Source organism: Leptospira sanjuanensis (assembly GCF_022267325.1).
Taxonomy (GTDB): Bacteria; Spirochaetota; Leptospiria; order Leptospirales; family Leptospiraceae; genus Leptospira; species Leptospira sanjuanensis.
Map to the genome: position 1 here is coordinate 117,501 of NZ_JAIZBG010000002.1, position 20,296 is coordinate 137,796.

At 45.2% G+C, this 20,296-nt stretch carries 22 protein-coding genes (1 of these 22 running past the window's edge); 11 read left to right on the top strand and 11 right to left on the bottom strand.

Going from position 1 to position 20,296, the window contains the following annotated elements; genetic code table 11:
- Both LFX25_RS18545 and LFX25_RS18550 read right to left on the bottom strand, forming a co-directional pair.
- A protein-coding gene (locus tag LFX25_RS18545) for a hypothetical protein (RefSeq protein ID WP_238731751.1) crosses the window boundary here: on the bottom strand, positions 1–712 show its 5' portion. The gene continues 29 nt to the left of window position 1, outside the view; 712 of the gene's 741 nt are visible here — the first part of the coding sequence; it begins with the start codon at positions 710–712; its stop codon lies off the left edge, out of view.
- A 221-nt stretch (positions 713–933) separates the two neighbouring features.
- Positions 934–1,656 (bottom strand): hypothetical protein, encoded by a 723-nt coding sequence (locus LFX25_RS18550; RefSeq protein ID WP_238731752.1) that lies wholly within the window; start codon positions 1,654–1,656, stop codon positions 934–936.
- Positions 1,657–2,083: 427 nt separating this feature from the next.
- Here LFX25_RS18550 and LFX25_RS18555 point away from each other — a divergent pair, with 427 nt between their 5' ends.
- From LFX25_RS18555 to LFX25_RS18585, 7 genes are all read left to right on the top strand, one after another.
- Positions 2,084–2,542 carry a YqaA family protein gene (locus LFX25_RS18555; protein WP_238731753.1) on the top strand — a complete coding sequence of 153 codons (459 nt, stop codon included), beginning with the start codon at positions 2,084–2,086 and terminating at the stop codon, positions 2,540–2,542.
- Positions 2,543–2,657: 115 nt separating this feature from the next.
- Positions 2,658–3,926 carry an NAD(P)/FAD-dependent oxidoreductase gene (locus tag LFX25_RS18560; protein WP_238731754.1) on the top strand — a complete coding sequence of 423 codons (1,269 nt, stop codon included), beginning with the start codon at positions 2,658–2,660 and terminating at the stop codon, positions 3,924–3,926.
- Positions 3,923–4,699, top strand: a complete 777-nt coding sequence (locus LFX25_RS18565; protein WP_255717871.1) for a DUF1365 domain-containing protein — start codon at positions 3,923–3,925, stop codon at positions 4,697–4,699. The genes LFX25_RS18560 and LFX25_RS18565 overlap by 4 nt, the downstream gene beginning before the upstream one ends.
- Complete coding sequence (locus tag LFX25_RS18570; RefSeq protein WP_238731755.1) at positions 4,683–5,987, top strand: SAM-dependent methyltransferase; 1,305 nt, start codon at positions 4,683–4,685, stop codon at positions 5,985–5,987. The genes LFX25_RS18565 and LFX25_RS18570 overlap by 17 nt, the downstream gene beginning before the upstream one ends.
- Positions 5,988–6,028: 41 nt before the next feature.
- Positions 6,029–6,547, top strand: coding sequence for a DUF2062 domain-containing protein (locus LFX25_RS18575; protein WP_238732070.1), 519 nt, complete (start codon positions 6,029–6,031; stop codon positions 6,545–6,547).
- Between the two features lie 26 nt (positions 6,548–6,573).
- Positions 6,574–7,365: a DUF1295 domain-containing protein gene (locus tag LFX25_RS18580; protein ID WP_238731756.1), complete on the top strand. Its 792-nt coding sequence runs from the start codon at positions 6,574–6,576 to the stop codon at positions 7,363–7,365.
- Positions 7,366–7,500: 135 nt separating this feature from the next.
- The gene (locus tag LFX25_RS18585) at positions 7,501–8,532 is read left to right on the top strand and encodes an SAM-dependent methyltransferase (protein ID WP_238731757.1); all 1,032 of its coding nucleotides are present in this window, start codon (positions 7,501–7,503) and stop codon (positions 8,530–8,532) included.
- 51 nt (positions 8,533–8,583) lie between these two features.
- Here LFX25_RS18585 and LFX25_RS18590 read toward each other — a convergent pair whose 3' ends face one another.
- The 6 genes from LFX25_RS18590 to LFX25_RS18615 all read right to left on the bottom strand — a co-directional run bounded on the left by LFX25_RS18590 (position 8,584) and on the right by LFX25_RS18615 (position 12,945).
- The gene (locus LFX25_RS18590; protein WP_238731758.1) at positions 8,584–9,339 is read right to left on the bottom strand and encodes a hypothetical protein; all 756 of its coding nucleotides are present in this window, start codon (positions 9,337–9,339) and stop codon (positions 8,584–8,586) included.
- Positions 9,340–9,348: 9 nt separating this feature from the next.
- Positions 9,349–9,555, bottom strand: coding sequence for a hypothetical protein (locus LFX25_RS18595; RefSeq protein ID WP_238731759.1), 207 nt, complete (start codon positions 9,553–9,555; stop codon positions 9,349–9,351).
- A gap of 54 nt (positions 9,556–9,609) precedes the next feature.
- Positions 9,610–10,215, bottom strand: a complete 606-nt coding sequence (locus tag LFX25_RS18600) for a hypothetical protein (RefSeq protein WP_238731760.1) — start codon at positions 10,213–10,215, stop codon at positions 9,610–9,612.
- Complete coding sequence (locus LFX25_RS18605) at positions 10,199–11,296, bottom strand: KamA family radical SAM protein (RefSeq protein WP_406600544.1); 1,098 nt, start codon at positions 11,294–11,296, stop codon at positions 10,199–10,201. Before LFX25_RS18605 ends, LFX25_RS18600 begins: the two co-directional genes overlap by 17 nt.
- Before the next feature lie 333 nt (positions 11,297–11,629).
- On the bottom strand, positions 11,630–11,953 hold the full coding sequence (locus LFX25_RS18610) for a hypothetical protein (protein WP_238731761.1): 324 nt from the start codon (positions 11,951–11,953) through the stop codon (positions 11,630–11,632).
- An 80-nt stretch (positions 11,954–12,033) separates the two neighbouring features.
- Positions 12,034–12,945: a phosphate ABC transporter substrate-binding protein gene (locus tag LFX25_RS18615; RefSeq protein WP_238731762.1), complete on the bottom strand. Its 912-nt coding sequence runs from the start codon at positions 12,943–12,945 to the stop codon at positions 12,034–12,036.
- 546 nt (positions 12,946–13,491) lie between these two features.
- On the opposite strand from LFX25_RS18615, the gene efp reads away from it, so the two are divergent.
- Genes efp through LFX25_RS18635 form a run of 4 tightly spaced genes read left to right on the top strand, consistent with a single transcriptional unit; the run spans position 13,492 to position 16,078 of the window.
- On the top strand, positions 13,492–14,058 hold the full coding sequence (gene efp / locus LFX25_RS18620; protein WP_020772460.1) for an elongation factor P: 567 nt from the start codon (positions 13,492–13,494) through the stop codon (positions 14,056–14,058).
- A gap of 18 nt (positions 14,059–14,076) precedes the next feature.
- On the top strand, positions 14,077–14,610 hold the full coding sequence (locus LFX25_RS18625; protein ID WP_238731763.1) for a 1,2-dihydroxy-3-keto-5-methylthiopentene dioxygenase: 534 nt from the start codon (positions 14,077–14,079) through the stop codon (positions 14,608–14,610).
- Position 14,611: 1 nt separating this feature from the next.
- Positions 14,612–15,358: a methylthioribulose 1-phosphate dehydratase gene (gene mtnB, locus LFX25_RS18630; protein ID WP_238731764.1), complete on the top strand. Its 747-nt coding sequence runs from the start codon at positions 14,612–14,614 to the stop codon at positions 15,356–15,358.
- Positions 15,359–15,370: 12 nt separating this feature from the next.
- Complete coding sequence (locus LFX25_RS18635; protein ID WP_238731765.1) at positions 15,371–16,078, top strand: SDR family oxidoreductase; 708 nt, start codon at positions 15,371–15,373, stop codon at positions 16,076–16,078.
- 11 nt (positions 16,079–16,089) lie between these two features.
- Here LFX25_RS18635 and LFX25_RS18640 read toward each other — a convergent pair whose 3' ends face one another.
- From LFX25_RS18640 to LFX25_RS18650, 3 genes are all read right to left on the bottom strand, one after another.
- Positions 16,090–18,642: a histidine kinase N-terminal 7TM domain-containing protein gene (locus tag LFX25_RS18640; protein WP_238731766.1), complete on the bottom strand. Its 2,553-nt coding sequence runs from the start codon at positions 18,640–18,642 to the stop codon at positions 16,090–16,092.
- 98 nt (positions 18,643–18,740) lie between these two features.
- Entirely contained in the window at positions 18,741–19,292 is a 552-nt protein-coding gene (locus LFX25_RS18645; protein ID WP_238731767.1) for a PadR family transcriptional regulator, read from the bottom strand.
- A gap of 465 nt (positions 19,293–19,757) precedes the next feature.
- Entirely contained in the window at positions 19,758–20,117 is a 360-nt protein-coding gene (locus tag LFX25_RS18650; RefSeq protein ID WP_238731768.1) for an LB_289 family protein, read from the bottom strand.
- Positions 20,118–20,296 lie beyond the last annotated feature (179 nt).

A 20,296-nucleotide genomic window follows, 5' to 3' on the forward strand; every position in this document is an offset into this window, starting at 1 on the left:
CCTCTTTTTTGGGAGGTTCGTTTGTTTCTTCTCCGCCGAAATGGAAGCCGAGTCCGATCATACCGGAATAATCGTTGTAATTGATTTTCAGTTCGCGACTGTAATAGCGGCTGATTGCGGAAGCTTCGGCTTCCGTAAAAAGGAAGAATCGATCAAGATTGAGTTTAAAGCCCAAACGGGCAAACCCTCGATACGAAGAAAATTTGTCGAAACCGGTGATTCCGGCGCCGATCGAAAGATACGGATCGAAGGTTTTACCCGGTCTCATGTGGAAGGTGGGTCCGATATCCAAAAAGGTCATGGAAAAATTATTTCTTTCCTGAAACCGATTGTCGTGCAACGCGCCGTTGAAAAAAATCTGATTGGAGATGTCCCGCAAATTACTGTTGATGTTATATCCCGCCTGAAGAAGCAGAATAGGGAACGAATCCTCCCAACGATCCGGTATGTTTAGGGAAAAGATTTTGTGAGTAAGTCCGAACTCGAATCCGAAAAATCTAGGATTGTATTCCGCCGAAACTCGATAGTTGTTCGTTTGACCCCTATTTTCATCGTATCGTGTTTCGTGTGCTTCTCCTATACCTCCGCCCGCTTTTAAACTCCAAGGAGCATATTGCGAATTCGATTCCGTCTCCCCTTCGGCAAAAACGACCGCGCCGGGAAACAAGGCGCAAGCCAGAAACATTAGTAAAATTGAATATTTTCTTTTCATAGAGTGCTCACTTTGTTGATTGATGCCGCTAGGACCGAAAGGGTTTCAAAAAAAGTTTCAATCAAAAACTTGTTTTTTGGGGCGAGCAAGTTGCAGATGATAAGTTAGGAGCGAGTAGATATAATGTCATCGGCCGAAACACGCGTGATCTCGCCAACAAAAACAGAAAGCCGCACATCGGCGGCTTATGCTAAAATTATAATTTCGGTTTAAACAAATTGCTAAAACGAAGACCGATTGGAAACGGTTTCTTCTTTTTTTGGAGTTTCGTCCCCGCCGCCGAAATGAAAACCGACCCCGATCATTCCCGAATAATCGTTGTAATGCAATCTTAGGTCTCGGTTGTAGTAGCGGTTGATGGCCGACGCTTCCGCTTCCGTAAAAATGAAAAACCGGTCGAAGTTGAGTTTAAAACCCAAACGGGCAAATCCGCGATAGGAAGCGAATCGATCGAAACCGGTGGTTCCCGCTCCGATCGAAAGATACGGATCGAAGGTTTTACCAGGTCTCATATGAAACGTCGGTCCGATGTCTAGAAACGTTAGGTTGAAGTTATTTCTTTCCCGAAGAGGGTCGCTGTGCAGGGAACCGCTAAAGATCGCTCCGTTCAAAACGGAATTGTTCTGTCCTGCGGATTGAAACAACGCGTAAGGAAGAACATGGTTCGTTCGGGGAGGGGCGCTTAAGGAAAAAATCTTGTGTGTTATGCCGAACTCAAAACCGAAATATCTCGGATTGTACTCCGCCGAGATGCGGTAGTTGTTTGTTTTACCTTTGTTTTCCCTGTATTCGGTTTCGCCCACACCTCCGAGACCGCCTCCGGCCTTCAGCGACCACGGCGAAAATTGAGCGTCCGGTTTAGAATCCCCTTGTGCGAAAAGGGAAGAACCGGTAAACATCGTGCAAGCAAGCCCAATTAGTAAAATGGAATATTCTTTTTTCATTGATAGATGACCTCTTTAACAGCGCCTCTAGGACCGCAAGAAGTTCTGAACCTTTCCCGTTCCCGAAAAAACGATTCTATCGGATGATAAAATGTCGAAATATCCGGACTAGAAATCTACATGATCGTAATGAGTTTTATACGTTATGCGGAATCGTATCAAAATCGTTTCGAGACCATCCGATCGTTTTTTGCCTTGTTCCTGAAAAAAATGTCTGTATCTGATGCTGAATCGGATAGAATCGCATTTATCTACATTGGCTTGAATGCCGGTAAGACCCGCGAGGAAAGAGTAAGATTCCAATCAAACTGAAAAAACGCCTACCTGTGATTCCGCCTCGATGGGAATGGTTAAAAAATCAACGACGGAAATTTCGATTTCGAAAACTCTGGAAACCGATTTCAAAAGTTGAAGATCGGGGATCGAATTGGAATTTGCACTTTGGGAAAGCCTTTCTAAACTCATTCCGCTTTATGGCGGTCCCGGCCTCGCAGTTGTTTCCTTTGCCGCCGCGACCATCTTCCCGTTCAGCTCCGAAGCGGCGCTCGCACTCGCGATCGTATCCGGACTTCCGCCGCTCGAAGCGGTGATTTGGGCCTCGTTCGGAAATTGTGCGGCCTGTCTGTTGAATTACGGACTCGGCTACGGATCTGAAACGTTCGTTCACAAGAAGCTCGATTCTTCTCCTATCTTTCATAGGCTTTTCGAAAGAATGCAAAAGACGGGATGGCCGATTCTATTCTTGTCGTTTCTGCCTGTGATCGGCGATCCAATCACCATACTGTCCGGTTTCTTTAAACAAAGATTGATTTTGTTTGTGAGTGTAGTGTTCACTCTGCGGATCGTTCGCTATATTCTTCTCGCCTATTTCTTTTTTAAATCTTAGAAATATTTTCCATTCGATGAGCCTTGTATGTTTCGAACTTACAAGCGAACGAATTCTTAAGATTCAATAACTTTTTTTCACATCCGATCGTATTCCCACTGTCTATAATACCGAAATGAAAAAAGAGTCCCTTGCGATCGTTGGAACGGGAATATCAGGAATGGGCTGCGCTCATTTTTTACAAAAGGATTTCGAGCTTACAATCTATGAAAAGGATTCGTATATCGGAGGTCATACCAATACCGTAGACGTCGATGAGGACGGTAAGACGATTCCGATCGACACCGGATTTATCGTGTTCAATCACGTGACCTATCCGAATTTGAAACGTCTTTTCGAGGAGCTGCACGTTCCCACGAAAAAGACTTCGATGTCTTTCAGTGTTCAACACGTCGCAAAAGGACTTGAGTTTTGCGGTTCAGGAATCGGAGGTCTTTTTGCGCAGAAAAGAAACTTTTTGAATCCGAGATTCCTGCGGCTTTTGTACAATATAAACCGCTTTAACAACGAAGCGCCTCGAATTTTAGAAGATTCAAAATATCTACATTACACTTTGGACGAATATATAGAAGCAGCAGGGTATCATCGGGATCTCCTCGAATATTATCTTGTTCCGATGAGCTCCGCGGTTTGGTCTACACCGGATGATCGAATGGCTCGGTTTCCCGCATACGCGCTGGTTCGTTTTTTTCTCAACCACGGATTTATGGGTTTAAATACGCAGCATCAATGGTATACGGTTCACGGTGGATCGAAGGAATACGTTAAACGTCTGACAGCGCCGTTTCTGGATCGGATTTACACGAAGACGGCGGTTCGTTCCGTCGAATCTGAGGGCAAGAAAGTTCGCATAACACTGAATAACGGTCAATCCAATCTTTTTGATAAGGCGATTCTTGCGACGCACGCCGACACTTCGTTAAAGCTGCTGAAAAAACCTTCTTCTTTGCAAAAAGAACTCCTCAAAGAATTCGAATACCAGAGGAATATCGCGACCCTGCACACGGACCGAAGTTTTATGCCGAAAAAGAAACTCGCTTGGTCTTCTTGGAATTATCGCATGCAAAACGTGGAAGGAAGAATGAAAGCGTTCACCGTTTATTGGATGAATTGTCTGCAGGGAGTTAGCGACAAAAGGGATTATTTCGTATCCATCAACGATCCGGGAACCGTCGATCCTAAAAAGGTCATTCAAGAAATTGAATATCATCATCCTCTCTTCAATGTTGGTTCTTTTCGGGCACAAGCGCGTCTGCCCGAACTCAACCGAAAAGGAAATATTTTCTTTTGCGGAAGTTATTTCCGAAACGGATTTCACGAAGACGGACTTTGGTCGGCGAGAATGTTAAGCGAAACTCTTTTAAATCGGAGAGTTTGGGATTGAATTCCTGCGTCTTTCAGGCAAACGTGATGCACGATCGGCGATTCCCGAAACGGAATCGTTTCCGATACGGTATATTTACGTTTGCGCTTGATCTTGACGAACTCGAGGAATTGGATTCGAAGTTTCGGTGTTTCGGTTTTGAAAAACGTGCTTTGTTCCGTTTTTCAAAGGCGGACCATCTCGATTTCGGAAAGAGGAACGTCAAAGAAAATATATTAGAATATTTGCAATCGAATGGAATCACGGACCCGATCGCTAAAGTGATTTTGGTTACCAATCTAAGAGTAATGGGATACGTCTTCAATCCGGTGTCGTTTTATTTTTTTTACGGACCGGAGGATTCTCCGGTTTGTGCGGTCGCGGAAGTGGGGAATACGTTCGGGGAACAGAAACCGTTCCTGCTCGGAAAGGAAACTTGGAAGGACGGCGCTTTTCGGATGAAAACCGGAAAGTTCTTTTATGTTTCTCCCTTTGTCGGATTAAAATCCGAATTCGAATTCGTTCTGAAACCGACGGACGAAGGTTTGAACATTCGGATCGACGCCTTGGAAGAAGGGCAGACCGTGATGGTGACCACCTATGTCGGAAAGAAGCTGGAGTTTAACGATCGGAATCTGATTTTCCTATTCTTCCGCTATCCGCTGGTTACGGTTCAAGTAATCGTTTTAATTCATTGGCAGGCCTTCCGGTTATTTCTGAAAGGCCTCCCTTATATTCAAAAAAATGAAAATATCAATTTGCAAAAAGGAGTTCACATTGGAAAGAACCACTGAATCCGAAATCAAGTTTCCAGATTCGGGAATCGAAATCCCTTCCTCCGAATCGAATTCTTTTAAATTTTATAGGAGCGTGTTTTTCAAAGCGCTTTCCAAAATGCGAAAGGGTTCGATCCGATTGATTCTTCCGAACGGGGAGAAAGCGTATTTAGGCAATCCGGAAAGCGACGATCCGGCCGAATTTCACAAAGGGATCATTCACATTCACAATCCGGTTTTTTTTAAAAAGACGGTGTTAAACGGAGACCTCGGTTTTTCCGAATCGTATATGGACGGAGATTGGGACACGGACGATATACGAGCAATCATATCTTGGTTTCTGTACAATTTGGAAGATTCCCCCTCCGTGAGCGGAAGTAAGAATCGTTTTGCGCATTTGAGTTGGACGAATCTAGGAAGCAGACTTCTGCATCTCTTTCGAAGAAACTCCGTCTCGGGAAGTAAAAAGAATATCGTGGAACATTACGATCTTGGAAACGATTTTTATAATAAGTTTCTCGATCCTACGATGACGTATTCCTGCGCTTATTTTAAATCGATGGAAGAATCTTTGGAAAAGGCGCAACTCACAAAGCTTGAGATTCTTTGTAAGAAACTTAGATTGCAAGAATCCGATCATCTTTTGGAAATCGGAACGGGATGGGCCGGGTTGTCGACCTATGCCGCGAAACACTACGGTTGTAAGGTGACGACGTATACGATTTCGGAGGAACAATATCGTTACGCGAACGAAAAAATCCGAAAAGAACATCTATCGGATCGTATCGAGGTTCGTCTTGCGGATTACCGCAAAGTGGAAGGACAGTATGATAAACTTGTAACGGTCGAGATGTTGGAGGCTGTGGGACACGAATATTTCGAGGACTTCTTTGCGATGTGCAATCGTGTTTTGAAGAAGGACGGAATCATGGCGCATCAGATCATCACTTCTCCCGATTCGCGCTATCAATCATTCCGCAAAGGAGTGGATTTCATTCAGAAACATATCTTTCCGGGTTCTCTTTTACCTTCGATCGCGAGAATCAACCAAGCGATCAATCGAACGAGCGACTTTCATCTGCATTCTTTGGAGGACATCGGAATCAAATACGATCATACTCTGATGACTTGGTTGAAAGGGTTCGATTCCAATATCGCTCTGATCCGCGATATGGGTTTTGACGAATCCTTTATCCGCAAATGGAGATATTACTTTTCTTATTGCGCGGCCGCCTTTTCGATGAGAAATATCAGCGTCGTTCAAGTCGTTTATACAAGACCAAACAACTTGAGTCTGCGCTCTTAAAATCGCATCGGAAACACTCTGTGGAAAAAGAAACGACCTCGATGAATGCGGATCACACCGGAACGAAACGGAAATCGTTTTTCCATTTTCTCAAACATTTTTCCCCAAAGAACGTGATGGACATCATCAGGAGGGAGCTGAAATCGGGAATCACACCCGAAAAGATTTCCTTGAGCATCGTCGTCGGTGCGGGGATCGGCGTCTTTCCTCTGATAGGAACGACGATGACTTTGTGCGGGATCGCGGGCGTTCTGCTTCGTTTGAATCCGGTTTCGATCCAGCTCGCCAATTATCTCGTGTATCCTCTGCAGATTCTTTTGATCTTTCCTTTTTTAAAAACGGGATCGGCCGCTACGGGAACTGCTCTCAACTTGGATTGGGCGGAAACCATCTCCGTGGATAACGTTTCCGCAATCGCAAAAGGAATCTTCGACGTAGCGGGGTTTGCCGTATTGGGTTGGTTGATCTGGGTTCCGGGAATTTCACTGGTTCTATATTTTCTGCTTTTGCCTTTTATGAAGAAGGCGAGCAAATTGTTTCAATCCAAAAAAGATCGATAACGTTTTCTAAAGGATGTCGTATTAAAATGATATTACAAATTCTTACTTTGATGTTAAGCGCGTGGGGTGCGGTCGCCGTTTTGATGTCGCTTCTTTGGTGGATCGGTAAAAAAGCGAAGAATTATGCGATCGTCGACGTGGGCTGGGGACTTTGTATATCGACCGCTGCGATCGTTTATTATTGGTTAGGCGACGGATTTCCGCTCCGCACCGCGCAGATCACTTCGATTGTCGCGTTTTGGGGTTGGAGACTTTCTCTTTTTATCCTGGTCACGCGCGTTTTTAAAGGTCACGAAGACGCTCGTTACACGGCCTTTCGCGCGGATTACGGCGATCAAGTCGATCGCAAGTTTTTTACCAATATCTTTCAGTTTCAGGGAATTCTCGCGGTGTTGTTGAGTATTCCGTTCGTGTTCCCGAATTTAAACGATAATCCGAATCAGAGCGATTTCGAACTCGCGGGACTTGTGCTTTTTGTTTTAGCGGTGATCGGAGAATCGTGGGCGGATTTTCAGTTGAACGAATTTAAAAAAAATCCGAGCAACCAAGGAAAAGTCTGCGATGTCGGACTCTGGAAATATTCCCGTCATCCGAATTATTTCTTTGAGTGGCTGATCTGGGTCGCTTTCGGTTTGTTCGCGCTTGGTTCTCCGTTCGGGTGGATCGGTTTGATTTCTCCGGTCGTCATGTTTATTCTTTTGACCAAAGTCACGGGCGTTCCATTGAACGAGGTCGGTCAGTTGAAATCCAAAGGCGATCTTTATCGGGAATACATGCGGAAGACGAACGCATTCTTCCCCTGGTTCCCGAAGGATTGATCTAGTCGAAACGATTGTCTTGTGTTCCGTCTTTTTTTGTCCGATTCGTATTTCGATAAATCGGATCGGAACGGACGGATGAGAGTGAAGGAAAATTAGAAAAATTGAATATTTTAAATAGGATGGAACCTCGCAATGAAGTGGATGTATGATCTGATGGAAAAGGATGTTTTTCCCCATTGGCTGATCCGTTTTCAGATTCGTCGACTTTTGAAACAAAGACTCGAGCAGGAAAATCAGGGTTCTCTTGAAGCCGATCAGAAACGATTGATTTCCTATGTGGAAACGCTCAAGAAATCTCCGATCGCCGTTCATACTTCCGCGGCAAACGAACAACACTACGAGGTTCCTGCCGATTTTTTTAAGCTCGTAATGGGAAAACACATGAAATACAGTTCGGGTTATTGGGAAACCCCGAACGTCTCTTTCGATGAATCCGAACGAAGAATGCTCGAGATCACCTGTCAACGAGCCAAGATCGAAAACGGTATGAGCGTATTGGATCTCGGTTGCGGTTGGGGTTCTTTATCCTTGTATCTTGCGGAAAACTTTCCGAAATCCTCGATTACCGGCGTTTCCAATTCCAAAAGCCAGAAGAAATACATAGACGAACAGGCAAAGAAACGCGGTCTGAAAAACCTAACGATCCTTACCGCCGATATGAACGAGTTTCGTATTTCGAAAAAGTTCGATCGTCTTGTTTCCGTGGAAATGTTGGAACACATGAAGAATTACGAAAAGCTTTTCGAGAAGTTTGCGTCCTTTCTCAAGCCGAAGGGTTACTTCTTCGTCCATATTTTTACGCATCACAAATACGCGTATGCGTTCGAAGTCGTGGACGATACTGACTGGATGTCCAAATATTTCTTTACCGGCGGTCAGATGCCTTCGCATGATCTGTTTTTATACTTTCAAAAAGATTTTCAAATTCGGGATCAATGGGTCGTCAACGGAAAACACTACGCGCTCACTTCCGAAGAGTGGCTGAAGGGAATGGTTCGAAACCGCGATGAAATTTTGGAAATCTTTTCCGAAACGTACGGTAAGAATCAGGCCTTAAAGTGGTTCGTTTATTGGAAAGTGTTCTTTATGGCCTGTGCCGAACTTTGGAAATACGGAAACGGGGAAGAATGGATCGTTTCCCATTATCTGTTCTCGAAACGTTAGACGAAATCTTGCATCCGTCGCGAAAGGATCGGCGGACGAACGGTCGGATTTTTAGTAATTCAGTTTGAGAATCTTGATTTCCTTTTCTTCGAAACGAATCGTGTCCTTGAGGGTCTGGAACTTTTCGGCGGAAAAAGGATTCTGATGATTTCGAATCTCCGTCTTCAACTTTAGGATTTCCTCATAGAGTCCGAGGATTTCCAAAGTGTTTTCGTTCGCTTCCTTGCGGTAGAGTTCGCGCACCATCGAGATCAATCTCGTCGGGATATCGGCGTGAACCACTTCGATCCAACTCAAATCTTCGATCTCGCGGAACATCCAATTCTGAAGATACAGAGCCACGAGTCTTTCCATTCTCATGATCTCTTCTTTCGTGCTGCGGGGAGAAATACTTTTATAAAAACGATATCGTTTTCTGAGATGTTTACCGGCGGCCACCGAGTCGACGGGCTGATTCTTAAGTTTCGTCCATTCTCCCATTAAGGAAGGAAAGGATTCTTTGCCGTAGAAAGGTTCGCCGAGTTCACAGATGTGAACCGCCGAAGGTTCGAATACTCTGAGTCTTGCAAGAAATGAATCCGTGTCCGCCGTGACGAGATGCACCGGTGCGATCTCTTCCAATGGACTTAGAATCGCGTTGATCTCTCTCAAAAACGTGCTTTTGAGTTGATCGCTCGGATCGGCCAAAAGAAAAAAATTATAGTCGGACGAATCTTTGAAATCTCCCCTTTGTCTGGATCCGTAAAAAAGGACCTCGAACGGTTTTAGGGAAAATACGGTTTGCAGATTTTGTTTGATCGACTCCATCTTCCCTCTCTATTCAAAAAATAATTTCATACGTGATAAGTTCTCGAGAATCGCATCGTACGCCCGGTCTCTTTCTTCCGGATTTCGAAACGGTAAGGATTTGATATGGTTGAGATCGTTGTAGATAATCTCGATCGAGTTGGAAGAGGGGTTCTTTTTGATCGTGGATATATAATCCAGGTTGATGATTTCAGAATCTCCCAGCTTCAACCACATACCAGATCCTTGCAAAGGATAGGATACGGACCTGTACCGAATCGGTCAAGAAGACTAAAAAATTCTGAGACCTTTGCGGATATTTTCATGAAATTCTTTTCCAAGGACGGCCGGAGATTCCCCCGAATCGTTTTTGGACAGAGTTTCAAAGACGAAAATAAAGGATTCCTTCTGCCATTCCCAGCGGATGTAATATTTCCCGTTATGAATTCCCGTTAAAACGCTGGCCCTTGAGTCGTTGGGCATGGAAAAATATTGATATTGTTTATTCTTCAGCGAACCGAGTTCGTCGGCCGTCAGAATATGTTTGAAATCGATCTGATTGTCTTCGGTATAGGAAGAAGCTCGGATTCGATCGAATTTGTGCGCCGACGAATGGATCGAAAAGTCGTAAAATAGTCCTCTCGCGAACAACCTGCCCGATTCATAGAGGGTAACCCCTTCGGACGTATCGTAAACGACGTCGTAGTTGAGTCTCAGATAGCGTGGAGTTTCCGCAGCGGAAGCGGTTCCCTTGCTTTCCTGTGTTTTGCACTGCAACGTAACCGCAAAGACGACGACAAACACAATTGCGAGAAACAAACCGATCCACGTTTCGGAGACGGCTCGGAGGCGGAATTTTCCCTCGAAAAACGCACTTCGCTTAATAACTGATTTCATAGAGTTCGTCCTGATAGTTTCGGAATATGTACGAATGATCCGTCTTTTCCGCGAGATAATCGGTCGGAAGCGGAACCTTGCCTCCGCCTCCGGTCAAATCGACCACGTAGAGAGGAACGGAAAGGCCCGAAATTTTTCCCCGAATCTGCTTCATGATTTCGACTCCCTTGGAGATCTCGACCCGGAATCCGCCGCTTCCCCAAACCTCGTCGCACTGATGGAGGTAATAGGGTTTGATCCCGATCGCGGTCAATCCGTAGAACAAATCTTTTAAAGTTTCCGCGGAATCGTTGATCCCTTTGAGCAGAACTCCCTGGTTCAAAACCATCACGTTTCCTTCCTGGATGAGAAGCGCGATTCTTTCCTTTACCAAAGGTGTGATTTCTTTCGGATGATTGAAGTGCGTTACGAGATAGATCGGAAAATGTTTTTTCAATACGGCGCATAACGAAGCGTCGATTCGCATCGGAAGAGTTACGGGATATCGGGAATGAATCCGAACCTGATTGATATGCGAAATGGATTTGAGTTCGCCTAAAAGATAATCCAATTTCTCGTCCGAAAGATTGAGCGGATCTCCTCCGGATAAGATCACTTCCTTAATTTCAGGATGCGATCGAAAGTAAGCGAGAGCCTGATCCCATTCTTCTTTGCCCGGAGTGTGAATGGATTTGCTGACCTTTCGTTTGCGCGTGCAGAATCTGCAATACACGGCGCATACGTGCGATAAATACCAAAGGGCGCGATCGGGATAACGGTGGGTAACGCCCTTGACGGGCATGTGCGCTTCTTCGGCGAGAGGGTCCTGCCTTTCAAAACCGTTTCGGATCAATTCTTCTTTGCGAGGAACGATTTGCAAACGGATCGGACAATGGGGATCTTTTTGATCCGCGAGACGTAAGTAATACGGCGTAACCGAAAATTCGAAGAACTCGGAACAAGCGTCAAAGGAAAGTTTTTCCGTCGGCGTCAACTCGAGATGTTCGGACAACTCGCTTTGTGTTTTGATACGATTTTGAATCTGCCACTTCCAATTCAGCCATTGAGGAGAAGTTGTCTCCCAATCGGAGGAACGAGGCACGAGATTTGTGAATGAAGAATTAGACAGCGGTTTGACCCCGAGAAACGGTTCTACTGAAATCCTCCGACGAGAACTCCTTGCGTCAACCAAGAAGTGAAATCGCTTCTTTCTAAAAAAAAACCGGAAGTAGGACTTTCGAAACCTCTTCCGGCAATCGTTTTCTATTGCATCTCCGATTGGGAAATTCTCACTTTTTTAGGAGATTCAGGACAAGAATGAGAAGAATCCGAAGGGAGATTCTGTTTACATTCGAGGATGGAATTCTTTTTGCCCAAAGAACGTCCATCCGTGAACGGGGAGACTTACTCCCTCGATACAGAATTGAATGTGTCCTTAAACAGCCGTCGGAGGAGGTAGAGAAAGGTAACGAAAGGAAAGAGAACCTCTACCGGATATGATTTCGATTTTCAGGATAGAATGAGAAGGTAAGAATTTGCCCGAGAAAGAATCGATTCTGAAGAAATCGACAAGCCCTTTATCGTCGTCTCCCGAAGAGAGATTTTTGGTGAAGGGATTGGAAACCTGCTGAATGGTTCTGGATTGAGCCTTGACTCGAACGACCGGTTTGTAGGATTCCAATCGGCTTTCCGCAAAACTATCCGCGAGGAAACATCCTGCGACAAGCAACGCGACGACTCCAAGTATAGCACGGCCCATAACGTTGTATTAGATCCCGAGAATGTCGAAAATCAATCGTTTTCTGCGAAAAAAATCCCGAGATCCTTTCGTTTTTTATCCTATTTTTTGACTTCCACTTCCACTGTAGGAAGGGTTCCTCTCAAATAACCGCTTTTGAGAATCGTCTTTTGTCCGTCTTCGCTCGTTACATACGTGATGAAGTCGTCGATCTTTTGTCCGTGATCGGAAAGATAAAAGAGATACAATCCTCGGGAGAGTTCGTATTTTCTGTTATATACGTTTTCGATGCTCGGAACGACGAACGGATCCTTTCCGCTCAAGGAATATTCCAGAGCACGAACGCGTCCTTTGTTCTCGAAAACGGCGCTTCCCATTCCCATGAACCCGATCGAGTTTTGGTTTCCGTCGATCGCGGCCGCCATTGCGTCGTTGTCCGCAACCACCTTGGCAGTTTTCACGTACCCTACGTTCTTTCTCACTTCAAAGTTCTTGATTCCTAAATCCTTTTGTTTCAAGACGTGCGTTTCAAAGTAAGCCGCGGTTCCCGATTTGTCGTTTCGGATCACCACGTCGATCTTTCCGGGTTTTCCTCCGACCTTGGACCAATCGGAGATTTCTCCGGCGAATATTTTAGAAGCGTTTTCCAGGCTGATCTTGCGAACCGGATTGGATGGATGAACGATGATTGCGATTCCGTCGTAAGCGACTGCGAGAGATTCGAATTTTCCTTTGGAGTCGAATTCCTTCAGTTCGGTTTCGGTCAGAGGCCTGCTCGCCGCTGCGATGTCCGTTTTACCTTGAAATAACTTTTCGATTCCTTCGATCGAGCCTCCGCCGTGAACAACGACTTGGACTCCGGAGTTTTTTCGGGAATATTCCAATCCGATCATCTGCAACATTATGTGCATCGTTTCCGAACCGGTGACGGTGATCGTTTCTTTCGGTTTGCAATTTCCTGTAAATGCCGCAGCAAGGATGACCGCGGATAGAATTGTGGATCTTAATTTCATACGTCTGTTTTTACGTTCCTATGGAATTCTCCGGGAGAATGCCGTTCGCATCCAAAAAGTCTATTACAATTCGCGCGTGAATTGTTACAAATTGATACAGCCGTTTTGATCGGTCGGAGAAAGACATTCTTGACATTGAGTAGAAGGATTATCGTGGCCTCTTAGAGAGCACCGTACAACCCTAGGATGTGGGAACTCTTACAAAAAGAAATAGAAGCAAATCGATGAATTTTTGGTAATTTGTGGGAGCTCCCACATTTTGAGATTAGCTTGACAACCGTCCCTTTTAGAGTTTCGAGACGAGTTCTTCGCTTTTGGATTTTGAGATCTTAGTTTCGGGTTTTAGTTTTTGGGTTCTTAGCTTTTGAGATCTTAGCTTCGCTAAGAGCCAATCGCTGATCGCTCCGCGGCTCTTTGGCCACAACGCTCCCTATGGGTCGCGTTGAAGAACTCAGCAGAACTGCTTTGCAGTTCTGGGTTCTTTTTCTTGACAGGGGGGCCTTTTCCCGAGAAATAGAAGGAGGTAAATTATTCTTAGGAAATTCCATGACTCTTGGCATCACAGAAGTAAAAAAAGGTATGGTTCTCAAAGTGGAAGGGGATCTTTATTCGGTAGTCAAAACCGAATTCGTAAACCCGGGAAAGGGTTCTGCGTTTATTAGAACCAAACTTAAGAACCTCACCAGAAACAGCTCGATCGAACGCACCTTCAAGGCGGCGGAAAAACTGGAAAGCGTCGAGTTGGAAAAAAGAAACATGACCATCTGCTACACCGAAGGCGACGACATCATCTTCATGGATTCCAACGACTTCGAACAGATGCCGGTGTCTAAAGAATATGTGGAGGACATTCTTCCGTTCTTAAAGGAAGAAACCGCGATGGAAGTTACGTTCTACGAAGGCAAACCGATCGGAGTCATTCCTCCGAACTTCTCCATCCTTCAAGTTACTTATGCGGAAGAAGGTCTCAAAGGGGACACTTCCGGTACGGCTCAAAAAAGAGTCACCGTCGAAACCGGCGGAGAAATCAATGTTCCGATATTCGTAAAGCAGGGCGACGTTATAAAAATAGACCTGCGCGATCTCACTTACGTAGAAAGGGTCAACAAATAACAATCTGCGGAGGTATCTATGGCAACGATAGTAAGACAAAACGGACAAGCGCCGATTCAGGAAACGAACGAAGTGAAATCCTTTCTCAAAGAGAGAGGAATCGACTACGATCATTGGGCGGTTCCGCCTAACGCGGCAAATCTTACCGATAAGGAAGTGTTGGCCGATTCGGAAAAAGAGGAACTTCTGAAAAAACTGGACGATCGTTTTGAAACTCTCAAAGCCAAAGAAGGTTATCAATCCCGCGATTTGATCGTGCTTCATCCGAACGTTTCCGGATTGAACGAGATGCTCGCGAAATTCGACCGGGTTCATTATCACACGGACGAAGAGGTTCGATACATCGTGGACGGATCGGGAGTATTCGGTTTCGCCTTAAAGGGCGAGAAGTTTCTCGTTCACGTTTATAAGGACGACTTCATCTCCGTTCCAAGAAACACGAACCACTGGTTTTATCTCGACGATAAAAAAAGAATCAAAGCGGTACGTTACTTTCAGGATATGAGCGGTTGGGTTCCGAACTACGTGGAAGAAACGAATACTCTGGACTGATATGTCCGTTAAAAAACAATTGGAGCGGCTCTCGGAATTGGGAGCCGTCTATCACAAAAACGGATGGATGCCCGGAACCGCCGGGAATCTTTCCGTTCGTGTTCCGGAAGAATCCGGATTTTGGGTCAGCGGGAGCGGACTCGACAAAAATCTTCTCAACAAACGCAATTTTCTCTACGTGGATTTGGAATCGGGGCAGCCGGTGGATTCCAAAAATTCCAAGGCGACCAAAGGATTAAAGCCGAGCGCCGAAACTTCGATCCATCGCGCCGTATATCGTGCGTTAGACGGGGTTTCCTGCGGTCTTCATGTTCACACTCTCGAATCGAATTTAATCCGCGCGAACACTTCCAAAAACGAACCCGTTGCTTTACTCGAACTCCCCACAATCGAAATCCTGAAGGCATACGGAATCTGGGAAGAAAATCCAAAGGTTTACGTTCCTGTAATATACAATTTTCCGAATGTGCAGGATATCTCCGATTGTTTGGAAAAGTATCTCAAGGATTACAGACCTAAGGTTCCGTTCTGCATCATCGAAAAACACGGTATCACCGTTTGGGGAAAGGATACGATTCAGGCGAATCGGAATCTGGAAGCGACGGACTTTATTCTCAAATATATGGTCTCTTGGAAAAATCTTTCTTATCCGGGAGAAACGAAAAATCTGCCTACCGACGCATCGGAGCTGGATCGTCAGGAAGTCTTCTCCACCGAATTTCCGGTTTATCCCGCGACTTTCTCTTAAGGGGAAGATCCTTTGTCCTCCGAAAAAGAACACAAGCCCATTCTCGTAGCCGGGGCCGGTTCCGGCATCGGAAAGTCCGTATTAGAAAACTTGAATTTACTTTCGCGGGACGCGATCGGGATTTCCAGAACCGGCGCCGAGTGGAAAAACGCGGAAAGCGGAAGTCCGTTCGAATACGGAAAGAATTTTCAGTGCAATCTTTCCAGGCAGTCCGAGGTTCTCGAGTTCGTGGGCGCTCTGAAATCGCAGGTGAATTCCTTGTCCGGAGTGTATTTTACCTTCGGAAGCGGACTTTTTAAATCCGTGGATCAAATCGCATTAGAAGAATGGAATGCACATTTCGTTCTCAATCTGAATTCTCTCTTTTTACTCACGAAGGAGATTCTGCCGCTGTTGCGGGCCGGTTCCTTTTTGTGTTATCTTTCTTCCACCGCCGGTTATCAGGGCTTTCCGAACTCGACGGCGTATTGTGCGAGCCGCCACGCGATTGCGGGTTTTGCAAAAGCGCTTCGGGAAGAATTAAAATCCCAGGGAATCCGGGTCATTACGGTTTATCCCGGTGCGGTTTATACGGATATCTGGAAGGGAAGGGAAGGGTTCGAACAGGACGACATGATCCCCGTGGATGATTTCGGGAAATGGCTCGCGACTCTCGCGACTCTTCCCGATGCGGTCTATCCGGACGAAATCCGCTTATTGCCTCGCAAAGGGATTTTATAATTTTATAATATTCAGTTTTTAGTATGCACTAAAGGGAGCTTTACGGTAAATACCGTCTTTCCGGGCTCTGATTCGTAAGAAATCGTTCCGTTATGTTTTTCGACGATCTTCAGGCAAATATCCAGGCCGAGTCCGCTTCCTTCTCCCGGAGGTTTGGTCGTAAAGAACGGATCGAAGATCTTCTCTCGAAGGGAATCCGGAATCCCCGGGCCCGAGTCTTCCACCTGAACTACTGCAAAACCGTTCTCTTTGTTTCCGCTGATATTGAGTTTGCCGGAATAATTCATCGCTTGGACGGCGTTCATGATGAGGTTTGTCCAAAGATGGAGCAGATCGTCCCGGTAGATCGGAATTTTCGGAAGTTCCTCGAAGTTCACGGAAAGATCCACTCCGTGACGGAACAGGTTTTGATAGAGAGCGAGAACGATTTCCACATTCTCCCGTAAATTCGATTCTTCTAACACGCTTTTGCTTTCAAAATGGGCCAAACTTTTCAACGCGTACAGAATTTTGGAGGACCGTTCGACTGCGGTTTGAATCGTCTGAGAATTTCTTTCCGGTCCCAAAAGATCCGTGATCAATTCCAAAATCGGAATCGCTTCCTTATGTTTGAGAAGTTCGATATATTCCTCTTCTCTTCCGTAAAGACCGCATTCGAGCGCGACCTCGCAGAGTTCGTTGGAAGGGGACGGAATGCCCAGACGTTCGAGATTTGTGCGGACGTCTTTTGCCCTTTTTCTTCTTTCCAGACCTAAAACAAGATCCGAGTGGGTTGCGGCGATGTCGATTAACGAGGAAATTTGATCTCGTATCCGTTCCGGTAATTTTTTTAAAAGACGGAAATAGTCCTTCGATTTTTCCCGAAAGGATTTGGTGTAGTGTTGTATGTTTTGGTTCGAAGCGAGAATGGCGCCTAACGGGTTGTTGATTTCGTGCGCGATTCCCGAAACGAGTTGTCCTAGGTCCGCAAGTTTTGCCGCCTGAACGAGTTGCGCTTGCGTTTTGGTGAGAGTGTCGATGATTTGTTCGAGTTCTTTCTTTTGATCCTCGATCATCTGATTCTTTTTTGTGATTTCCTCGTTGGCAGTTTTGAGATTTGCGATTTCGTTTTCCGCATTGTAAACGTCAGTCAAATCCGCGCCCGCAGTGATGATGTAATTGGTTCTTCCGTTTTTGTCCTTGATTTCACGGTTTTCCCATTGGATCACTTTCCGTTCTTTGAATTTACCGATCCATTGTTCCTGGGTTTTCGGAAGAAACTTTCCTCGGATCATTCTCAGATACACTTTCTTGATCGATTCCTTTTTGTGAGGTTCCACGAAGATGTCCCAGAACGCGTGGCCTTTGACCTCGTCGGAACGATAGCCGAACGCGTTTTCACAGGCTTTGTTGAATCGAAGAATTCTTCCTTCGCGGTCGAGGGCGACGAAAAGAACCCTGGTCGAATCCAAAATCATATTCAGGAAGTTCTTTTCCTCGATGGCGCGTTCTTCGCCTAACTTGCGTTCCGTGATATTCCTTAAGGTGAGAATCCAGAAGTCGCTTCGTTCCGATCGGTTTGAAAAATTCCTGAGAATAACCTCGTAATACCGAAGTTCTCCTTTGATGAACAACCTCAGATCCGGGATCGAATCGATTTCGTTTCGTTTGTATTTCTCGATCAGATAGTTCAAGTCGGGATACACTTCCTTCAGGGTGATCCCCGCGGTGTTCAATTGTCCCAGAAAAAGATTGATCGCCGCCTCGTTGTAATCCAGAATGATATTCGTTTTATCTAATATAATAATTCCGTCTTGAATCAGATTGAAAACTTTGTCCCTGGCGACGGGAATCAGATCCATCATCTTGAAATAAAAAAGACCGTAAGCCCATACGAGGGAAGTCGCACATCCGGTGATCGGGAACACATCCATATGAGGATTGATGAACGGGAATACGCCGGCCACGGTCATCAGACCTCCGAGAAACGGAAAAAGAATTCCCACCAAAAGGAGAGACATCTGCGCTTGGCGAAATCCGGTCAGCGTTAAGAATTTCCAGATGAGAATTCCGATGACGGCTGTTTGAGCTCCTAGATAATAAACGATAAACAACTTCATCCAAGGGCCATAGTCGTATGTGAGCGCTTTCCAGGAAGTATCCGTAAGAAATCGAACATTGGTTCTGATCCATTCGGGATGATAACCGGACCACAAAAGCAGTTCGTTGGAGATCGGAAATAGAACTAGAAGCAGGCTCAAAGGGAAGCGATATACGAACGTAAGGGCTGTGATTCTAGGAATAAAAAACGAAATGCCGATTACGATGATGTCGTTGCCGATGAACTGAAAATCGTCCCAGAATAAGATCCAATTTTCGTTTCGGGAAAGAATCTCGAAAAAACTACCTAAGGAATAGAGCGCGAAACCGCATAGAACGAAAAGGAATTCTTTGCTTCCCCGTACTTTAAGATTTTTGTATGTAACGTATAGATTGAAAGAGAAGACAAGGAACGAAAAACCGGAATAGAACGCAAACGGGGACCAGGAAAGGTCCATGGTTTCGTGCAGAGGCGGTAGATTCATTGGCGTTTCGCTCCGGGCAGGCAAAGTGCGACCTTCTCCGGATCGGTTGTAGCCTAAGTCAATTTAGACGACGTGAAAAGTAGAAAAACGATTTCGGTTTAAAAATCCGAATTTTTTATTTTGTTTTTCGATTCTTCCGCCCATTCCATAAAACTTTTCGCGGTTGCAATGCCGAAGTCGAGAGTGATCAGGCTCAATATCTTGTTTACTTTCGGATTTTCATGCTGATCCAAAAAGCCTCGGATGTTCGCATAAATTTCGGTGAGACGTTGCACTTCCTCTTTCGTATGTTGCAGATGTCCTATGAGTATTTCCTTTTCCACGTGATTGCCGAAAAAGAGCTTTAAAAGAAGTTCGTTGCGATAGGGAAAATTTTCGACGGGCTTTTCCAGCCACTCCTTAAGTTCTTTTTTTCCTTTGGGGGTTATCTTGTAGATCGTCGATTCCGGGCCGGTTCGTTTTTTCTCTTTGGACGACTTAAGGCATCCTTCTTTTTCGAGTTGTTTGAGAATCGGATAGATTTGTCCGAAACTTTCCTGCCAGAAAAATCCGATGGTTTGTTCGATGGTTTTTTTGATTTCATAGGCGTTTTTGGGACTTTGTGCTACGATACCCAAGAGCGCATAACGCGTTTTGTTGATACGGGCCATTATTTGGGATTTTGAACCTTATGATTTGAGGAGTTTTGCGATTTCTGATTTAACAATTGAGAATAGAGTTTTTCCGGAAATTTCATGGAAAACCGAGACGGCAAAAATAAGTCGCGCAATCTATAGAATGAGAGATATATCTTTCAGATACTATCTGGTAGATAGAGAGATCAAGCAAAATTTATGATTCCGTAAGATCGGATTTGATGCGAAGCTCAGCGATTTTTTGAATGTGAGCAACTGGTCGCATTCAAGATTCGGTTGGCCGCTGTCTCGAGAAAAATCGGAATGACTTTCGAGTGAATTCTCGTCCATCCGGTAAGTTGAAAAACATCGAAGGAGTTCTTTGGGATCTAAAGGATCGGAAAAAGAGGAATATTCTATCCGAGTTGTCGTGGGGTTTTTGCCGGTTCGGCACGATCGGATGTTGTCGCACCTGTACGGCGGAGAAAAGAAAAAGCCGGGTTATACCCCGACTTCTTCCGCCGTTTCCGATTCTTCTTCGTCGTTCATCAATTCTTTGAGTTCGTTGTATGCTTTTTCTTTTTCCTGAACTCCGGTCTTTTTGATCGCTTTACGAAGCACGTTTTCCCACTGTTTCGCGGGGAGATTCGCTTGAATATCTTCCAATAATTCCAAGACCGCAATGTCGTCTCCCGTGTTGAAGATTTCGGTCGCGTCATAACGGAAGAGCGCGGACAACTCGTCGATGTAATCTCCTACGCTAGTTCCTTTTCCGGAGGCGAGCCTCTTTTCTTGAAGCTGTGTCTTTTTTTCTGCCTTGCGGAGGTCTCTTTCTCTTCTTTCCAGTTCGGTGCGTTTCATAGAAAAACCCTCAAGTATAGCTGATAAGCCAGTTTTTTACGGGGGCTTTTCATGTATAGGAGATTCCCGGGAAGCCCCCGAGACCGGTTGCAAAAACGCTTGTTATAAATTCCATTCTCTCTGTACTATAGACGGACCGAACAATCGTTATGGGCGTTAGAATCGATATAGGAAGAGAA